The sequence below is a fragment of the Paenibacillus sp. GQ49 genome (assembly GCF_059759055.1).
Genome location: NZ_JCAXEL010000014.1, coordinates 1 through 16,749, shown reverse-complemented (window position 1 = coordinate 16,749; position 16,749 = coordinate 1). Strand labels below are relative to the sequence as shown.

General features: G+C 40.6%; 12 protein-coding genes and 2 pseudogenes. 12 read left to right on the top strand and 2 right to left on the bottom strand.

The genetic code is table 11. The features are described from left to right. The first annotated feature begins 61 nt into the window (after nucleotides 1–61). From AC6CIF_RS21545 to araA, 4 genes are read left to right on the top strand one after another with little or no spacing between them, the layout of a single operon-like run. A complete protein-coding gene (locus AC6CIF_RS21545; RefSeq protein ID WP_413036914.1) occupies nucleotides 62–1,585 on the top strand; it encodes an FGGY-family carbohydrate kinase in 1,524 nt (507 codons plus the stop codon). 40 nt (nucleotides 1,586–1,625) lie between these two features. Continuing rightward, nucleotides 1,626–2,504 carry a class II fructose-bisphosphate aldolase gene (locus AC6CIF_RS21540; RefSeq protein WP_498201482.1) on the top strand — a complete coding sequence of 293 codons (879 nt, stop codon included), beginning with the start codon at nucleotides 1,626–1,628 and terminating at the stop codon, nucleotides 2,502–2,504. Nucleotides 2,505–2,539: 35 nt separating this feature from the next. Further along, nucleotides 2,540–3,589 (top strand): aldose 1-epimerase family protein, encoded by a 1,050-nt coding sequence (locus AC6CIF_RS21535; RefSeq protein ID WP_062319811.1) that lies wholly within the window; start codon nucleotides 2,540–2,542, stop codon nucleotides 3,587–3,589. Nucleotides 3,590–3,604: 15 nt separating this feature from the next. Next, on the top strand, nucleotides 3,605–5,098 hold the full coding sequence (gene araA, locus AC6CIF_RS21530) for an L-arabinose isomerase (protein ID WP_498201481.1): 1,494 nt from the start codon (nucleotides 3,605–3,607) through the stop codon (nucleotides 5,096–5,098). Between the two features lie 356 nt (nucleotides 5,099–5,454). Here the strand turns inward: araA and AC6CIF_RS21525 are convergent, their stop codons facing one another. Further along, nucleotides 5,455–5,841, bottom strand: coding sequence for a winged helix-turn-helix transcriptional regulator (locus AC6CIF_RS21525; protein WP_062319807.1), 387 nt, complete (start codon nucleotides 5,839–5,841; stop codon nucleotides 5,455–5,457). Between the two features lie 149 nt (nucleotides 5,842–5,990). On the opposite strand from AC6CIF_RS21525, the gene AC6CIF_RS21520 reads away from it, so the two are divergent. Further along, nucleotides 5,991–6,947, top strand: a complete 957-nt coding sequence (locus AC6CIF_RS21520) for an NAD(P)H-dependent flavin oxidoreductase (RefSeq protein WP_430020788.1) — start codon at nucleotides 5,991–5,993, stop codon at nucleotides 6,945–6,947. Nucleotides 6,948–7,097: 150 nt separating this feature from the next. Here the strand turns inward: AC6CIF_RS21520 and AC6CIF_RS21515 are convergent, their stop codons facing one another. Further along, nucleotides 7,098–8,309: an MFS transporter gene (locus AC6CIF_RS21515; RefSeq protein ID WP_068963925.1), complete on the bottom strand. Its 1,212-nt coding sequence runs from the start codon at nucleotides 8,307–8,309 to the stop codon at nucleotides 7,098–7,100. 204 nt (nucleotides 8,310–8,513) lie between these two features. Here AC6CIF_RS21515 and AC6CIF_RS21510 point away from each other — a divergent pair, with 204 nt between their 5' ends. The 7 genes and pseudogenes from AC6CIF_RS21510 to AC6CIF_RS21480 all read left to right on the top strand — a co-directional run. Then, nucleotides 8,514–9,440, top strand: coding sequence for an AraC family transcriptional regulator (locus AC6CIF_RS21510; protein WP_062319802.1), 927 nt, complete (start codon nucleotides 8,514–8,516; stop codon nucleotides 9,438–9,440). A 1,234-nt stretch (nucleotides 9,441–10,674) separates the two neighbouring features. Then, nucleotides 10,675–11,511, top strand: a complete 837-nt coding sequence (gene licT / locus AC6CIF_RS21505; protein WP_062319797.1) for a BglG family transcription antiterminator LicT — start codon at nucleotides 10,675–10,677, stop codon at nucleotides 11,509–11,511. A 143-nt stretch (nucleotides 11,512–11,654) separates the two neighbouring features. Next, nucleotides 11,655–13,541, top strand: coding sequence for a beta-glucoside-specific PTS transporter subunit IIABC (locus tag AC6CIF_RS21500; protein WP_498201480.1), 1,887 nt, complete (start codon nucleotides 11,655–11,657; stop codon nucleotides 13,539–13,541). A 29-nt stretch (nucleotides 13,542–13,570) separates the two neighbouring features. Then, nucleotides 13,571–14,984: pseudogene (locus tag AC6CIF_RS21495) on the top strand (6-phospho-beta-glucosidase). 235 nt (nucleotides 14,985–15,219) lie between these two features. Further along, the gene (locus tag AC6CIF_RS21490) at nucleotides 15,220–15,330 is read left to right on the top strand and encodes a helix-turn-helix domain-containing protein (protein WP_498201479.1); all 111 of its coding nucleotides are present in this window, start codon (nucleotides 15,220–15,222) and stop codon (nucleotides 15,328–15,330) included. A gap of 110 nt (nucleotides 15,331–15,440) precedes the next feature. After that, complete coding sequence (locus AC6CIF_RS21485) at nucleotides 15,441–15,776, top strand: aldo/keto reductase (protein ID WP_498201478.1); 336 nt, start codon at nucleotides 15,441–15,443, stop codon at nucleotides 15,774–15,776. Between the two features lie 51 nt (nucleotides 15,777–15,827). Then, a pseudogene (locus tag AC6CIF_RS21480) lies at nucleotides 15,828–16,166 on the top strand (aldo/keto reductase); the annotation flags it as partial. Nucleotides 16,167–16,749: the final 583 nt, after the last annotated feature.

Below are 16,749 nucleotides of genomic sequence, written 5' to 3'. Positions count from 1 at the left end.
GCAAGAAGTCAATCTGTTCCCTCTCTAAAATAGAGTAGTAGGGAGGCGAAGGAGGGCTGAAATGGATTTAATTGGATTGGACATTGGGTCGACAGGAGCGAAGTGCATAATTACGAATTCTGATGGTAATGTGATGGCTCAAGCGTATGAGGAATACAGTATGGAGTCGCCGATAAGCGGTTATTTTGAATTGAATCCTCAGATTGTTTGGGAAGCAGTTCAATCCATAATGCATTCTGTAATAAGAGAGTATAACAAACGGAGTACTCATCTCGCTGGTATTTCAATTTCTTCCTTTGGAGAAGCTGCAGTTCTCATCGACAAGGAAGGCAGAGAGCTTGGGAACAGCTTGCTTTATATCGACAGCAGGGGAAATGAGCAATTAAAAGCGTTTATCAAAAAAATAGAAGCGGATGAAATTATCCATAAAACAGGCTTGAAGCCTCATTCAATGTATACGCTCTCTAAATTGATGTGGTACCGGGAGGAGCAGCCGGATATTTATGCAAAGATTCATACGTTTCTTCCTTTTGGCTCCTATATTCTTTACAAGCTGGGTGCCGGCCCTATTCTGGATTATTCTTTGGCCTCCAGAACAATGGCATTTGATGTCCGTAGGCTCCAGTGGGATGAACATATTATAGAGGTGGCTGGCTTACACAAAAGGATATTTCCGGAGATTGCAGCTCTGGGAACAGTAGTCGGTCAGATTTCGCTGGAGGCAGCACAAAACTTCGGGTTACCTTCTGATTTCAAACTGGTATTAGGCGGGCATGATCAGGTGTGCGCTGCTATAGGAGCGGGGATAACAGAAGAAGGCTCGGCTGTTGATGGAATTGGAACAGTAGAGTGTATCACACCGGTTTTTAGTAAAGAGACGATAAATCAACAGGATATGGCATCCAGCAATCTAGCTCTGGTTCCATTTATCAAAGGAAAATATGCAACCTACGCTTTTAATTTTACGGGGGGTTCTTTACTCAAATGGTATAGAGATCAGTTTGGCTATGAAGAGAAAATGGAAGCGGATCTAACGGGACGAAGTGTATATGACATTATGAGTGAGAACGTTAGTGACAGTCCCACCAATATTCTGGTGCTGCCGCACTTCGCAGGATCAGGCACTCCGTATATGAACCCTTTGGCAGTAGGAGCTGTACTAGGGATTGATTTCAACACTACGAAGTCAGATTTATTTAGAGCTTTAATGGAAGGCGTTACCTATGAGATGAGGCAAAATATAGAATGCCTGGAACAAGCGGGAATCCGGATTGATAAATTACGAGCTTGTGGTGGCGGGGCCAAGTCAGATCTGTGGTTACAAATCAAAGCAGACATTATGAATAAAACGATCGTTGCACTTGATATAGATGAAGCTGGAATATTAGGCACCATCATCCTTTGCGGAGTAGCGCTTGGTGAGTTCTCTTCTTATGAGGAAGCTACACGACGTTTGGTGAAAGTGAATAAAACATTTCATCCTCAAGCAAAAAATCGGAAGCAATATGACGAGAATTACGCCAAATATAAACGCTTGTATCAAGCGGTTAACGAAGTAATGTCAAACGAACCCATGGAAAGGTAGATTTCTGACTGAACGAAAAGTAGACAGGAGATGTATAAGAATGCCTTTAGTTACGCTAAATGAGCTGATGAAAGATGCTGAAGCCAAGAATTACGCCGTTGGTGCCTACAATGTTAATAATCTGGAATTGATCCGGGGCATCATTGCTGCCGCCGAAGATTCACAATCGCCGGTAATTCTTTCCTTCGCTGAAGTTCATATTCCCCTTGTGCCGCTTGAGGTTATTGCTCCGATTATGCTAGAAGCCGCGAGAAAAGCCAAGGTTCCAGTTGCTGTGCATCTTGATCATGGGCAAGATCATGAGATTTTGATCCGTGCGATGAAACTTGGCTTTTCCTCTATCATGTTTGACGGTGCACATTTGCAGCTTGAAGAGAATATTAGACAGACGAATGAGATCAGCAAAATTGCGAAAGCTCTCGGTGTTTCCGTTGAAGCCGAGCTTGGCAAGATACTTCGCCCCGAGGGCGGCGGGGATGAGGAAGAAGAGGAAGAGTATGATCCGGATGATATCTACACCAATCCAAAGGAAGCCAAGACATTTATAGAAAATACAAATATTGATGCTCTGGCCGTCGCTTATGGAACCGCACACGGCGTCTACACCAAAGAACCTGTCCTGGACTTTAACCGTCTGCAGTTAATTAAGGATATAACCGGCATGCCGCTGGTGATGCATGGAGGATCCGGACTGGATGAGGCAGCCTATGTGAAATCCATTCAATGCGGAATTCGCAAGCTTAACTACTATTCAAACATGGCATTTGAGGTGGCCAATACAATTCAGTCGAAATTGAATGCAAATAGCGATCAAAACAAAAAAAGTTACTATCATGATCTTTCTAAATGGGCCATGGAGGCCATTCAGGAGGACATTGTACGAACTATGAGAATTTTCGGGAGTGCGGGAAAAGCCTAGAGCTTGACCAACCAAAATTTGAAGGAGCTACAGTGATGGTAAGACTTTATGGCAAGGAATGGACCCGGCGTGAATTGGAGTCGAGGGTTGGCAGAATGGATCAACTTGGTGGAGTACAGCGTTTTGTTATGAGGGAAGGACCGGAGGCAGGTCAAGAGGCCTTTCAAGTGCGTACGGGTGCTGGACTCTCCTATTGGGTTCACCCCAGCAAAGGGATGGATATCTCGCTAGCTGAATTTTGTGGTATCCCGGTTAGCTGGTCTGCAAGCAATGGGAATCCCCATTCTTCTTACTATGACGCTGAAGGAAATAACTGGCTCCGTTCAGCTTCAGGCGGTTTGCTGATGACTTGTGGCTTATCACAGGTAGGAGCATCGGGACAGGATGAGTATGGATCATTTGGCTTGCACGGACAAATTCATCATACTCCAGCCCGTCAGACTTCCTATTACGCAGAATGGCATGGAACCGATTATGAGATGTTCACACGCGGAGTGTTGGAGGAAACATCGATTTTCGGCCATACACTTCGCCTAACTCGTACAATCATAAGCAGGCTTGGGGAGAACCGTCTGAAGATTATGGATACTGTCGAAAATGTAAGTTTCATACCAGTGCCCCACATGATGCTATATCATTTTAACTTCGGTTTTCCTCTACTAATGGAAGATACGATCATTGTATTGCCGGAAAGTAAATCTACCTCTCGTGATGCAGGGATGGATATGTCCAGGTTACACGAATGGCAGGCCCCAGATCCTCTTTTTACGGAACAAGTTTACTACCATGAACCATTAGAGCAGCAAGAGAAGATCAGTGTCCAGATTATTAGTCCTTCATTCCCTGTAAACGATTTTAATTCTTCCTCAAAGGGTCTCACCGTGGAATTGAAGTGGGATCCAGTAACGTTACCCAGATTGGTACAGTGGAGAATGCCAGGTGCTGGTGAGCATGTACTGGGAATAGAACCGTCCAATTGCTGGACCAAAGGTAGAGCGGAGGAGCGCAAGACCGATTCGTTAAGGATGCTTCAGCCAGGAGAAACCGTTCAATATGAAATTGAATTAAATTTTAAATCTAACTAAGTGGAGGATAACGATATGTTGCATGCTAAACCTTATGTATTTTGGTTCGTGACAGGAAGTCAAGGTTTGTACGGAGATGATGTATTGTCCAAAGTAGAGAGTAACTCCAAAAAAATGATTGCTGAATTGAATCATGAGGCTAACCTTCCATACTCCATTCAATTCAAAGAAGTAGTCACTACGCCTGAAGCGATTCGCCGTGTTTGTCTTGAGGCAAACTCCAGTGAAAACTGTGCGGGCATCCTAACATGGATGCATACCTTCTCACCAGCTAAAATGTGGATCTCTGGATTGAATCAATTGCGCAAGCCGTTGCTTCATCTGCATACCCAGTATAATGTGGACATTCCTTGGGACAGCATCGACATGGAGTTTATGAACTTGAATCAAGCGGCGCATGGCGACCGGGAGTTTGGTTTTATTGGCGCACGCCTCGGAACGGCAAGAAAAATTATTGCAGGGCATTGGAAAGATGAAGAGGTACGCACAAGAATTGGTGCATGGATGAAGACCTCCGCTGGTTACACCGAGAGCCAAACTATGAAAATCGCCAGATTCGGTGATAACATGCGCTATGTGGCTGTGACTGAAGGGGACAAAGTCGAAGGACAAATAAAATTCGGGTGGACTATTAACGGATATCCAGCGGGTGATTTAGCCGAACGCGTTAAAGAAGTGAGTGAAGCCAAGGTACGGGAACTGATGGATGAATATACCGAATTGTATGATTTCACTGATAACGGTCGTATTGAAGGAGCTGAACGAGAGGCAATCCATGAACAGGCAAGAATGGAAATTGCTCTGACTGAATTCCTGAATGAAGGTGGTTATACTGCGTTTGTAACCAGCTTTCAGGATCTGCATGGTTTAAAACAGTTGCCCGGGTTGGCGGCACAGCGTCTAATGGCAGCAGGTTATGGATTTGGCGGGGAAGGAGATTGGAAAACGGCAGCCTTGGTACGGATGATGAAAATGATGGCCGATAACAAAGGTACTTCTTTCATGGAAGATTACACGTATCATTTGCAAAAAGGTAACGAGATGGTACTGGGTTCACATATGCTGGAAATATGCCCGACACTAGCAGCAGACAGACCGAGAATTGAAGTGCACCCTCTATTTGTAGGCGGTAAGGGTGACCCCGCCCGTCTGATCTTTAATGGAGCAAGCGGCAAAGGGGTTAACGCAACCGTGGTGGACATGGGTGACCGTTTCCGTTTGATCGTTAATGAAGTGAATGCGGTACAGAATGAAAAACGCATGCCTCACCTTCCCGTAGCCAGCTTGCTCTGGAAACCCGAACCGTCATTGACTAAAGCGGCAGAGGCTTGGATTCTTGCAGGGGGCGCACATCACTTTGGATTCTCTTTCCATGTAACGAGCGAGCAGCTTAAAGATTGGGCGCGCATGGCAGGAATTGAATGCCTAGTTATCAACACTTCGACCACGTTGGATTCCTTGGAGAATGAAATCCGCTGGAATGATCTCTATTATAGATTGAATCACTAGTTAGTGTTGGACTTGAAAATCATTTGAACCGAACAAAGCCAATTATAATCTAGGGTCTACCATTAGTTTACTAAAACTGTTGGTAGACTTTTTAACTACATAGTGGCGGATTTAGTTTTACCACTCATCACTTTAGCGATTTTTTCCAGTAACGTTATTTCCGATTTTCCAACCTCAAGTTAAAATGTACCCATTGTAATCGTAAAAGAAGACAACGGGGAGGACATCTTAAAGTTTAAGAAAGTCGCCAATTTAAATAGTGAAATAGTGAATTTCTTTGGTGTTTTCGTAACCGGAAATTTATACGTCCTATTGATTATATAGTGCTTACTAGGCTGTTACTTAACGATGGTAAGTTAGGTCATATCATCAGTTGGTTCTTTGTTAAGAGAATTTTGACCATACTTTTCCCCAAATTGTTCCACACTTTTTAATATAGGAAGAAAATCCATTCCTTTTTCGGTTAAAGAATATTCCACTTTGGGCGGAATTTCTGAGAAAACATGGCGCTCGATAAACCCATCTTTCTCTAATTCTCTTAGTTGCTTAGTTAAGGATCCTTGTGAAATATTAGTGAATGTGGACTTAATCTCCCCAAAACGTCGTTTTTGCGTTGAAAGAAGCCAAAGAATCATAATTTTCCATCTTCCTGAAAGTACATGTTGGGTATGAATTAAACCATATACAATTGAGTCTCCATTGATTAAATCAGAGTTGATACCATCCTTACAGATGCGGCCCATAGTATATCTTCCTTTCTCTCCATTAGTACTAAAAAAGTGACTAGGTCACATTTTTTTGCCTACTTCCAATGTCAAAGAGATCTGTTTATTATATGAGACATCCATTACTAACTCAATCACTATTTCGATGATATGAAGGGAGTCTTTTTATGAATAGAGTAACCAAATTACTGGGGATTAAATACCCCATTATATCGGCAGCTATGAGCTGGGTTACCTCGGCTACATTTGTTGCTGCAGTTTCAAACGCTGGAGGGATGGGAGTTCTTGGGCCAAATGCTGGTCAACACAACTCGGCGAAAAGTTTAGATGAATTTATAGAAGGTGTACGAAGTGAGATCAGGAAAGTAAGGGAGTTGACGGATAAACCGTTTGCAGTCAATTACATTTTACCCTTCGATGTTAATGGGACTAGTTTATTCACTAACGCGTTGTTTGATGTTTTAGTTGAAGAGAATGTAAAAATTGTTGTAGTTATTGGAACTATAATGCATCAAAACGAAATAGAGAAACTAAAAAAACACGATTTCACAGTAATTTATCGCCCAATTAACCCCACAGTTCAAAATTTGATTGAAGCTGAGACTGCAGGAGTAGACGCCCTCATTGTAACTGGGAATGAAGCAGGAGGTCATATTAGCCAGTATGAAATTAGTCTGTTCACACTTGTTCCTCAAGCTGCAGATTCTTTAAATATCCCCTTTATTGCAGCAGGAGGAATTATCGATGGCAGAGGAGTACAAGCTGTAATGAATCTAGGCGCAGAAGGAGTATACATGGGCACTCGTTTTGTAGCGACTCATGAGAATCCAGCAAGTGATGCGGCCAAGCAAGCAATTCTTCAAGTTACTAGTGACGAATTCCTTAGACTTGAAGGAGCTAATGAACGAACCGTTCCTACAATTGGAGGAAAGAGAGCGTTTCAACTCATTAAAGAAGGAAAACACGCTGAAGCTGGAACTTATATAAAAAATGGGTTTAAAACGGGATTACTTGACGGTAATCTGGAGGTTGGTACAATTTCCATCTCTCCATCGGCAGGAGGGATCAAAGAAATTAAAACTTGCAAACAGGTTATAGATGAGATTGTTAATGCTATTTCATAACGAAAAAAATCTTCTGAAACATCTAAAAACGAAGAATATCATTTCATAAACCAAAAGTGGTGACCATTTCCGGAATCCACTCGGGAAAAGGTCACCACTTTTATGAAATTTTTTTGTCTTTATCTAGATAATTATTTAAGATATTAACTTTTAAGAGGATTTAGTTTCAATTTTCTTGGCAGCTGGAGAGAACAATCCAGCGATCAATACAGCAATTATTACTACAAGTAGGGCATAGAGCAGCCCTACTGATTCACCTAAAAGTCCAATGAAAGGGGGCCCAACCAAAAAAGCTAAATAACCTAACGTGGAAACGAAAGCAACTCTCTCTGTTGCACCATTGGGATTATCTCCAGCAGCGGACAAACCTACCGGAAATCCTAAAGATGCACCGATTCCCCATAAAAAAACTCCTGCTGCAGCAAAGTAGAAATTAATATCAAGTATCACAACAGCTAATCCCGATACGGCTATGATTGCAGCTGATACCAATATTGGAACTCGGCCAAAGCGGTCTAGTAAGAAGCCACCGGACATTCGGCCGATTAGCATAGCTAATAAAAAAACACCGTATACAATCGTACCTGTAACATGAGTCACCTGGTAAGCATCTACAAATAAAATGGGTAACCAATCATTTGCCGTACCTTCTGCCAAAGCCATTCCCATAACAATAATACCAATGTAAACTAGTCTTAACTCTTTGAAGATGCTAACCTTGGTTTGTGGAGAACTGACTGAATGATGATTAGTTATTAGGTCTACTTTTCCTGTAGCCGTCGGTAAATACTTTATACAAATAACTCCGAACAAGATAATCACAAAAGCAATGATTATAAAATGTATAAAGACAGGAATTTTTACCGATATGGCAAGTGAGCCTAAGCCTACTCCTAAGAGAGTACCTCCACTAAACGATGCGTGAAGAGCGGGAAGTAATGTTTTATTGGTACTTCGCTCAAGTGCTGCTCCCTCCACATTTTGAGCTACGTCTATAATTCCATAACCAAGCCCGAAAACAACAAGACCTGAGAAAACAAGCAGCTTTATAGCCAATAGAATACTAAAACCCGCTATAAGCAATCCTAAAGACAAAATGATAACGCTTAAGGCAATTGCTTTTCGTGCTCCTATATGACGGATCACCGAACTTGCAGATACAAGACCAACAATTGCTCCCGCCGCAATTCCAAAAATGATCCAGCCCATTATTGACGTAGATGCATGAAGAATATCTCTTACCTCAGGTGTTCTCGAAGTCCACGAAGAAAAAGCCATTCCCGACAGAGCAAAGAAAACAAACAAAGAAATTTTCCACTTGTTAATATTAAGAATTATTGTTTTATTATTATATTGTTCCACAAGAGTACCTCATCTTTAGTATTTTTTGATTCTGATATTCGTTACTGATATACCTTGACCTTGTTACTGCCTCCGTTTCATTCATAATTAGAATTATTGTTTCTCTAAACTCTTTTTATTAATTTATCTCTATTTTTCAATACATACTTGCAGTATAAAGTGAATTTGTAGTACAATATCGCCGAATTTCAGGAGGTGTTTGGATTGCAGGGGGCCATATTAACTAACGAACAATATAGGGAAGTTGCCACTCACGGTTCAATCAATTTCCCCATTCAATATTATCTAGACGATACGTTATATTTTCATAATCAAACCATTAACCGTCATTGGCATCCTGAGTTAGAGTTTGCTCTCATTCAAGAAGGGAAAGTTGATTACTGGATAGGTGGGAACAAACGAACACTTGAAGCAGGGGATGGGATTTTCGTCAATACTCGAGTCATTCATGGTTATGAAGCTATAGAAAGGGCGTTGGTTCCAAATATCGTTTTTTCTCCGGAATTCATATCAGGTGGAAATCATCTTGTCTTTCAGAAATTTGTGCAACCCATAATGTTTTCAACGATTTCAGGACTTTTCTTAAATAGAAAAGTGAAATGGCAAGACGAGATTCTTCATTCTTTAAACATAGTGTTTGAATTAATGAATTCTAAGAATATGACAAAAGAACTTGATCTTCAGGTATTAATGTCTTCCATATGGAAGACGCTGTACTTGCATCAAGAGTCTTATGAAAATTCATCACATTCTTCAAATTATTATATTCTTCAAACCCGACTGCAACTGATGTTAGATTTCATATATAAAAATTATGAAAGAAAAGTTCGCCTTACCGATATTGCAGATGCAGCGAAAGTAAGTAAAAGTGAGGCATTACGTTGTTTTAAACTAGGTGCTGACATCACCCCAGTTGAGTACTTAATACAGTATCGATTATCAAAAGCAAAAGAATTACTCTTAAATTCAGAAAAAAATGTTACCGAAATCGCCTCACAAACAGGCTTTGAAAACGTTGGATATTTTAGTCGAATGTTTAAAAAATATTATGGAGCGACACCAAGATTACTACGTAAAACAAGTCTACAAAAAACAGTAGATGTCTTACCTAGCAATCATCCACATAGGTAAATAAACTATGGTTCTGAGGTCAGCGGCTAATCAAAATACCAAACTTGTGCTTCGGATTCCAAAGTAAAAGGCTCTTAAATGTTTAACCGTAGATTCGAACAATCCGAAGAACTACAGAAGCGGTAAGCATAACGTGAGTATACAAAAACCTGCTGAAAAATATCTGGTTTAGGAGATATCCGTTATGAAATAGTATTGCGCTACGACTGCTTCGGAGTTTTTTGCTGCGAATAATCAGGAAGTCAATCGAACATTTACCAATGAGATAACTTAAAAATCGTGAAAAGAGTTTCATTAAGCAGACATCAGCAGACACTTTAGAGTGTCTGCTGTATTTTTTTCGTGAAGCTTAAAATAACGATATTATTGTTTCGATTTCTTTATATCTGCTTCCTTTCCTATAGTTTACTATTTAATTAACACACATATATATGACGGAAAAGGAGTAACTTTATAGGGGCTGCTTTTAGCCTATTTTGGACTTCTCTTTTTTTGCTCGAAGGGTATCCCTATCATTATTCGAGTCAGACTGTCTGTTTGGATTAGTTGGTGTGGTTGGAGCCTTGGGTGTGCCATGGATTGGATGCTTTATTGATCTGTTTATGCCATCGCAGGTCATCGGCATCATGACATTAATTCTCTTGCTTTTGTTTGCTTTATTTGTCTGGATCGTCAGTGTTCTCATTCTAATTTTGAGGATTATACTTGTGGAGTTGGGCGTTCAAGGCGCCCAAGTCATGAATCTAACTCGCATTTATTCGCTAGATAAAGGTGCTAAAAGTAGACTTAATACTGACTTCATGGTTAGCACATTTTTCGGCGGAACTTATGGATCAACGTTAAACAGTTATTTGTGGAGTATCGGTCAATGGACTTGCTAGATGCTGTGTAGTCCCAGCTTCAATTGTTGTATGGGGATTTTCATATCTTAAGAACCGGAAACTTGATTATAATATCTGATGAACTTCTTGAATCATTGTTCAATAAAACAATGAAGTAGGGAGTTTGATCAATGATATGTAAAGTAACTCGCTCTCATTTAGTATGAGGCACCAATTAAATATTTGAATTTTCCCTTGATAGCGCTTTTAAAATCGTATATAATGTGTTTACAATAAATATTAGGGTTGTTACTGCACAGCAGGCAAAGCCTAAACTAATCCGTGCTAAGTGATATTTAGTTCTGGATTGTTTAGGCTTTTTTGTTATTAAAAAAAACAAAGTGGGCGAGATTTTGAGAATAAAAAAAATATTTAACAATAATGTTGCTCTAGTTGAAGGACCCAATCGATCCGAGGTTATTGTTATTGGGAAAGGACTGGCATACCATAAAAATCCAGGTGAAGATATAGATCTGGCTAGAATTGAAAAAACTTTTGTAATGGAGACCAAAGAATTATCTGAACGGCTTTCAACATTATTAAGTGAAATTCCTCCAGAGCATCTGGAATTAACGGATCAGATTATTCGATACGCAGCGAGCGATCTGCAAACTTCCTTTAGCAACAATATTTATTTGGCTCTCACCGATCATATTAGTTATGCAATAACTCGCTCTGCACAGGGAATGAGCCTTAAAAATGCATTGCTCTGGGAGATACAAAAATTTTACCCGAAAGAGTATCAAACTGCTTTGCATGCTCTACAAATTATCGAAAACAAAACCGGGTTTACGCTGCCTATTGATGAAGCTGGTTTTATCGCCATGCATTTTGTGAATGGACAGCAGGACGGTCAGGAAATGGAACAGACCGTGCTCGTTACCCAAATGGTTCAGGGAATCCTTAATATAGTGACCCTTCACTACGGAATCGAATTGGATGAGAATTCGTTAAACTACAGTCGCTTTGTGACTCATTTGAGATATTTTTCGTATCGCACTATGCGTAATGAGACGATTCCGAGCGAAGATGATGAACTCTACAAACAAGTGGTTTCCAAATATCCCGAAGCTTTTGACTGTAGTGAGAAGGTTAGAACTTACTTACAGGAAGAGTATAAGATTGAAACGACCGAAGCTGAAATGGTTTATTTCATGCTCCATATCAGGCGCGTGACCAGCAGGAACTAATATTTACAATATAGATCAGGGTTGTTACCATTCGTTGGGCAAAGCCTGGATAAGTGATAAGTACATTTTATTGGTGTGCTTCCTCACCTATTCAGGTTTTTTTATTTTATATACACCCAGAATAAGTTAAAAGGAGCAATGTGATGAAGTACGAAAAATTAGCAAAGGACATTATGCAAAATATTGGTGGGGAGGAGAATGTATCCAATCTTGTCCATTGTGCAACTCGGTTAAGATTTAATCTTAAGGACAACCAATTGCCAGATAAAGAGAAGCTGAAAAGCCTGGAAGGTGTACTGACCGTTGTCGAAAGTGGTGGTCAATTCCAAGTGGTTATAGGAAATGACGTTGCACACGTATATCAAGAGATTAGCAAACTAGAGACAGGTAATACTGCCTCTGAGGATGGAGATAAATCTAAAGAGAAGATCATGGCCAGAATTTTTGCAGTGATTTCTGGAAGTTTTTCTCCCCTGTTGCCTGCTATGGCTGGAGCGGGGATACTTAAAGCTGTCTTAACCTTGTTCACAACTTTCGGGTGGATCTCTGCAGAAAGTGGAACTTACCTAATCCTAGCTGCAGCAGCAAATGCTGTTTTCTATTTCCTCCCTATATTCCTGGGAATCTCAGCATCGATCAAATTCGGCGCAAATCCATATGTTGGTGGAGTTATTGGTGCAGCATTAATGGAGCCGAATTTTACGGGATTATTGGCTAGTGGAGATACTTCTTCATTTCTAGGTATTCCTGTAGTCTTGATGGATTATTCGTCCACTGTCTTTCCTGTGTTCGTAGCGACTTGGATATTCTCTTATGTGGAGAAATATCTTAAGAAAATCATCCACAAAGAGCTACAGACATTTTTGGTACCGTTACTGTGCTTAGTCATTATTGTACCACTGACTGCTATGATCTTTGGTCCATTTGGAGTGTATATCGGAAACGCGATAGCAGATTCCATTAATTATCTCATGGGAGTAAGCGGGCTATTGACAGGAGCTGTAATTGGGGGATTAATCTTTTTCCTTGTTGTTTTTGGCCTTCATTGGGGCATTATTCCCATCGTTCTAGCAAATCTTGCAAATGGAACAGATCCGATCCTTGCGATGTGGGCAGCATCTAACTTTGCAATGGCAGGGGTGGCACTGGCTGTTTTCCTTAAATCCAAAGAAAAGTCTTTGAAATCAATTGCGGGTTCCTCTACTTTAAGTTTGTTGTTAGCAGGTGTCTCTGAGCCGACTGTCTACGGGATATTGCTGCGTTATAAGCGCACGATCCCATTTGTTATTGTTGCCGGAGCTATCGGAGGAGCCATAAATGGTGGTTTCAATACGTATGCTACAGCATTTGTCTTTCAGAATATTTTTTCAATCGGAGCATTTGAACCTATTGGGTATTATTTAATAGGAATTGCAGCAGCCATGGCGATTGGTTTTATTCTGACGATTCTTTTAGGATACATGGATAAAAAAGCTGTAACTGTAACTGAGTCCAATGATGTAACTTCTACTATGGAAACAAAGGCGGTTCAAGCAGAGACCAGTGTCAATGTTACTGATGGTTCGTCACGCTTAAAGAAAGAGGTACTATTCAGCCCATTAACAGGGGATGTGAAACCCTTGACTGAAGTTCCTGATCCTGCCTTTGCAGAAGAAGCAATGGGGAAAGGTATTGCGATAATCCCGAGTATTGGGCAAGCATTCTCACCAGTGAATGGTACGATTGGTACTGTACTTAAGTCAGGTCATGCTGTAATCATACAGTCCGAAAATGGCGCGGAAATATTGATTCATATTGGAATAAACACCGTTCAATTAAAAGGGCAATATTTCACGCCTCGAGTGAAGGCAGGAGATCAGGTACTCAAAGGGGATCTATTGATTGATTTCGATCTTGAGAAGATTAAGGAAGCCGGATACAATCCGATCACTCCAGTTATAATCTCGAATACCAGCGATTATTTGGATGTTATTGAAACAACAAACTCATCGGTTTTGAAAGAAGATAAGTTGCTGACGCTAGTTGTCTAAGCAACACTACTTAGGAAGGAGACTAGCCTATGCAATCCAACACATACACTTTTCCAAAAAACTTCCTTTGGGGCGGCGCTGTAGCAGCCAATCAGGTAGAAGGTGCATTTTTAAAGGAAGGAAAAGGGTTGTCTACAGCAGATGTATTGCCTCATGGAATTACGGGTCCAATTATGGAATTTCCCGAAGGTAAATACCCATCTCACGAAGCTATAGACTTTTACCATCGATATAAAGAAGACATAGCACTGTTTGCAGAAATGGGGTTTCGCTGTTTTCGGACATCGATAGCCTGGACACGTATTTTTCCTGAAGGAGATGAAGAGTTTCCTAATGAAGAGGGCCTCCGTTTCTATGAACGCTTAATGGATGAATTACTGAAATACAATATTGAACCTGTCATTACGATCTCCCATTATGAAATGCCATTAGGATTGGCTAAGAAATATGGAGGCTGGAGAAGCCGCAAGACCATTGAATGTTATGAACGATTTGCAAAAGTTCTATTTGATAGATTTAAAGGGAAAGTAAAGTATTGGATGACCTTTAACGAAATTAATATTCTTGCTCATTACCCCTTTACAGGTGGTGGAATTATTGTACAGGAAGGGGAAAATAAGAAGCAGATCCAATATCAAGCTGCACATCATCAATTCGTCGCAAGTGCTCTCGCTGTTAAAGCCTGTCATGAAGCTATTCCTGATGCCAAAATTGGGTGTATGTTGGCTTATATTCCTGCTTATCCTTTGACCAGTGCTCCTGAAGATGTTTTTGCGGCTCTGCAAGGAGAGCGGGAAATCCTAATGTTCGGTGATGTGCAGGCAAGGGGAGGGTACCCTTCATATGCTGCACAATTCTTTAAAGAGAATAATGTAGTTCTTGAGAAGGAATCCGAGGATGATCTTATTTTGAAAAGTTACCCTGTTGATTTTATTGGCTTTAGCTACTATATGAGCCGTGCTGTAAGTGCAAATCCCGAGGGGAAAGAAACAACGGCTGGCAATCTGTTTGGTGGTGTCAAAAATCCTTATCTATCTTCATCGGAATGGGGCTGGCAAATTGATCCGATTGGTCTAAGGATTGCTCTAAATCTGTTATATGACCGTTATCAGAAACCGTTGTTTATTGTGGAGAATGGTCTGGGTGCAGCAGACATCGTGGAAGGAGACGACTTGATTAATGATGATTACCGCATCAATTATTTGCGGGAGCACTTATCTGAGGTCGCCAAAGCTATCCAAGATGGAGTTGATTTAATCGGATACACAAGTTGGGGACCAATCGACTTGATCAGTGCATCTACTGGAGAAATGAAAAAACGTTACGGATATATTTACGTCGATAAAGATAATGCCGGTGAAGGAAGCTTAAGAAGGATAAAAAAAGAAAAGTTTTTCTTGGTATAAAAAGGTGATTGCATCAAATGGATCTGATTTAGATTAATATTTAACAGATATAAAGGCCGTCCTTTAATTAGGGACGGCTTTTATGTTAAGGATAATTATGTGTTATACCATGTATATTTACTACGTTATTAAATAATGGAGCAGTATCGATAATGTGAGCTAATAGCTCTAAGGTGCGACAGGAGGTAATCGAAGTAGACACTTATGAAGTAATAACGCTCCAAAAAGGACTCATGATTTTAGATTTATTGTGAAAGAAGCACTCACTGACAGTGAGTGCTATCATGCGGGAATTGTCACTGAATAAAACTACAGCTTATCGATTGTTAAACATGCTGGAGAAGATGAACTATGTGGTCAATACCATAAATTTAATCATCTGAATCCACGAGTTTTTCGCGATGAACGGATTGATTGGCATAAAGATGTTCAGTGGAAGTCACTCGAAGCACCATATCATCTAGCCCGTGATGTTAGCGAGGCAGTATATGAGGTGAGTCAATCTCCTTATAATATGCTACAGCGTACAGCTGGGAGGGAACTTCTTCCTTATTGTGTTGCCCATAGTATTTCCTTTATCTCTTATGCCCTCTGGCTTACGGAATTCTTGGAGGCAAGTACTCTGAGGATTTCAAACCTGAGAATGGAGACTGCTGTAAAGGAAACCCTTTTATTCGCGGATAAAGTTCGCTCCAACAATCTGCAAAAAGCAGATAAGCTTAAAGTAATCGCTTCTTCCAAGCAAATTCAGCTTTCTGATTTTGTTCTTGCTTGGCTGTTAGCACAGACGGGAATTGATTCAGTGATTCTTGATGGCAAAAGGCCCTGAGCAGGTTGCCGGCAACGTTAAGGCAGATGACATTCAGCATATACGAATGAAGAACAAGTGAGCAGGGCCATTGCAGAGTCGGATACTTCAAGGGGGGGGGAATCATTCATAATAACAAAAGTGGCAAATGGAGATCAGGGGTATGATGCTACTCTTCGTGCTTTTGAAACCAGTTTGGAAAAGCTGCAGCTCGATTACTTGGATCTGTACTTGATTCATTGGCCGGTGAAGGGGAAGTCACTTGATACCTGGAGAGCACTCGAGCATCTTTATACGCAGCAAAGAATCAGGGCCATCGGAGTGAGTAATTATCAAATTGCAAATCTTGAGGTTTTGCTGACGGAGGCCGAGATTATTCCTGCACAAGTCCATATTACGTTGGACATCTAAAGCAGTTTTGTTACTATTCCAAAATCATTTAATGCAAAAAGTCTTGTTGAAAATATCTCTATCTTTGATTTTGTTTTGACTGAAGACGAAATGAACAGAATTGCATTGCTGAATAAGAACGAGAAGTTGCCGATGCCAAATACGAGAAAATTCCGATCTCTTTGATGAAAAGTGATCAACCAGTATTAAGTACACGACTATTGCTGACGATGGCCATTGCTTCAATTAGTGTATCAGGAGCATTATGGGCACCTTGGATTGACTTTCTTACCGAACGTTTCAAGGCTAAATGGATCATTGATTTTATAATTCTGATTATTGGATTTTCTTTTGCGTGATTTACTTGCAGTGGCAATACACTTATTGGTTTGGTTTTGGAATCAGATTGTTAGACTGGGGTGTTCAGGCGCAAATTTCAAATCAGACAAAGATCTATGCCTTGGATAAAGGTGCCAAAAGTCGGCTTAATACGTTGCTCTTGGTAAGCATTTTTCTTGGGTGGCCATTGGATATGGGCAGCGAAAACGAAACAGGGAATGAGTTTAGAACCTGTTACATCCAAACGGGGACGCCTTAGAACAAA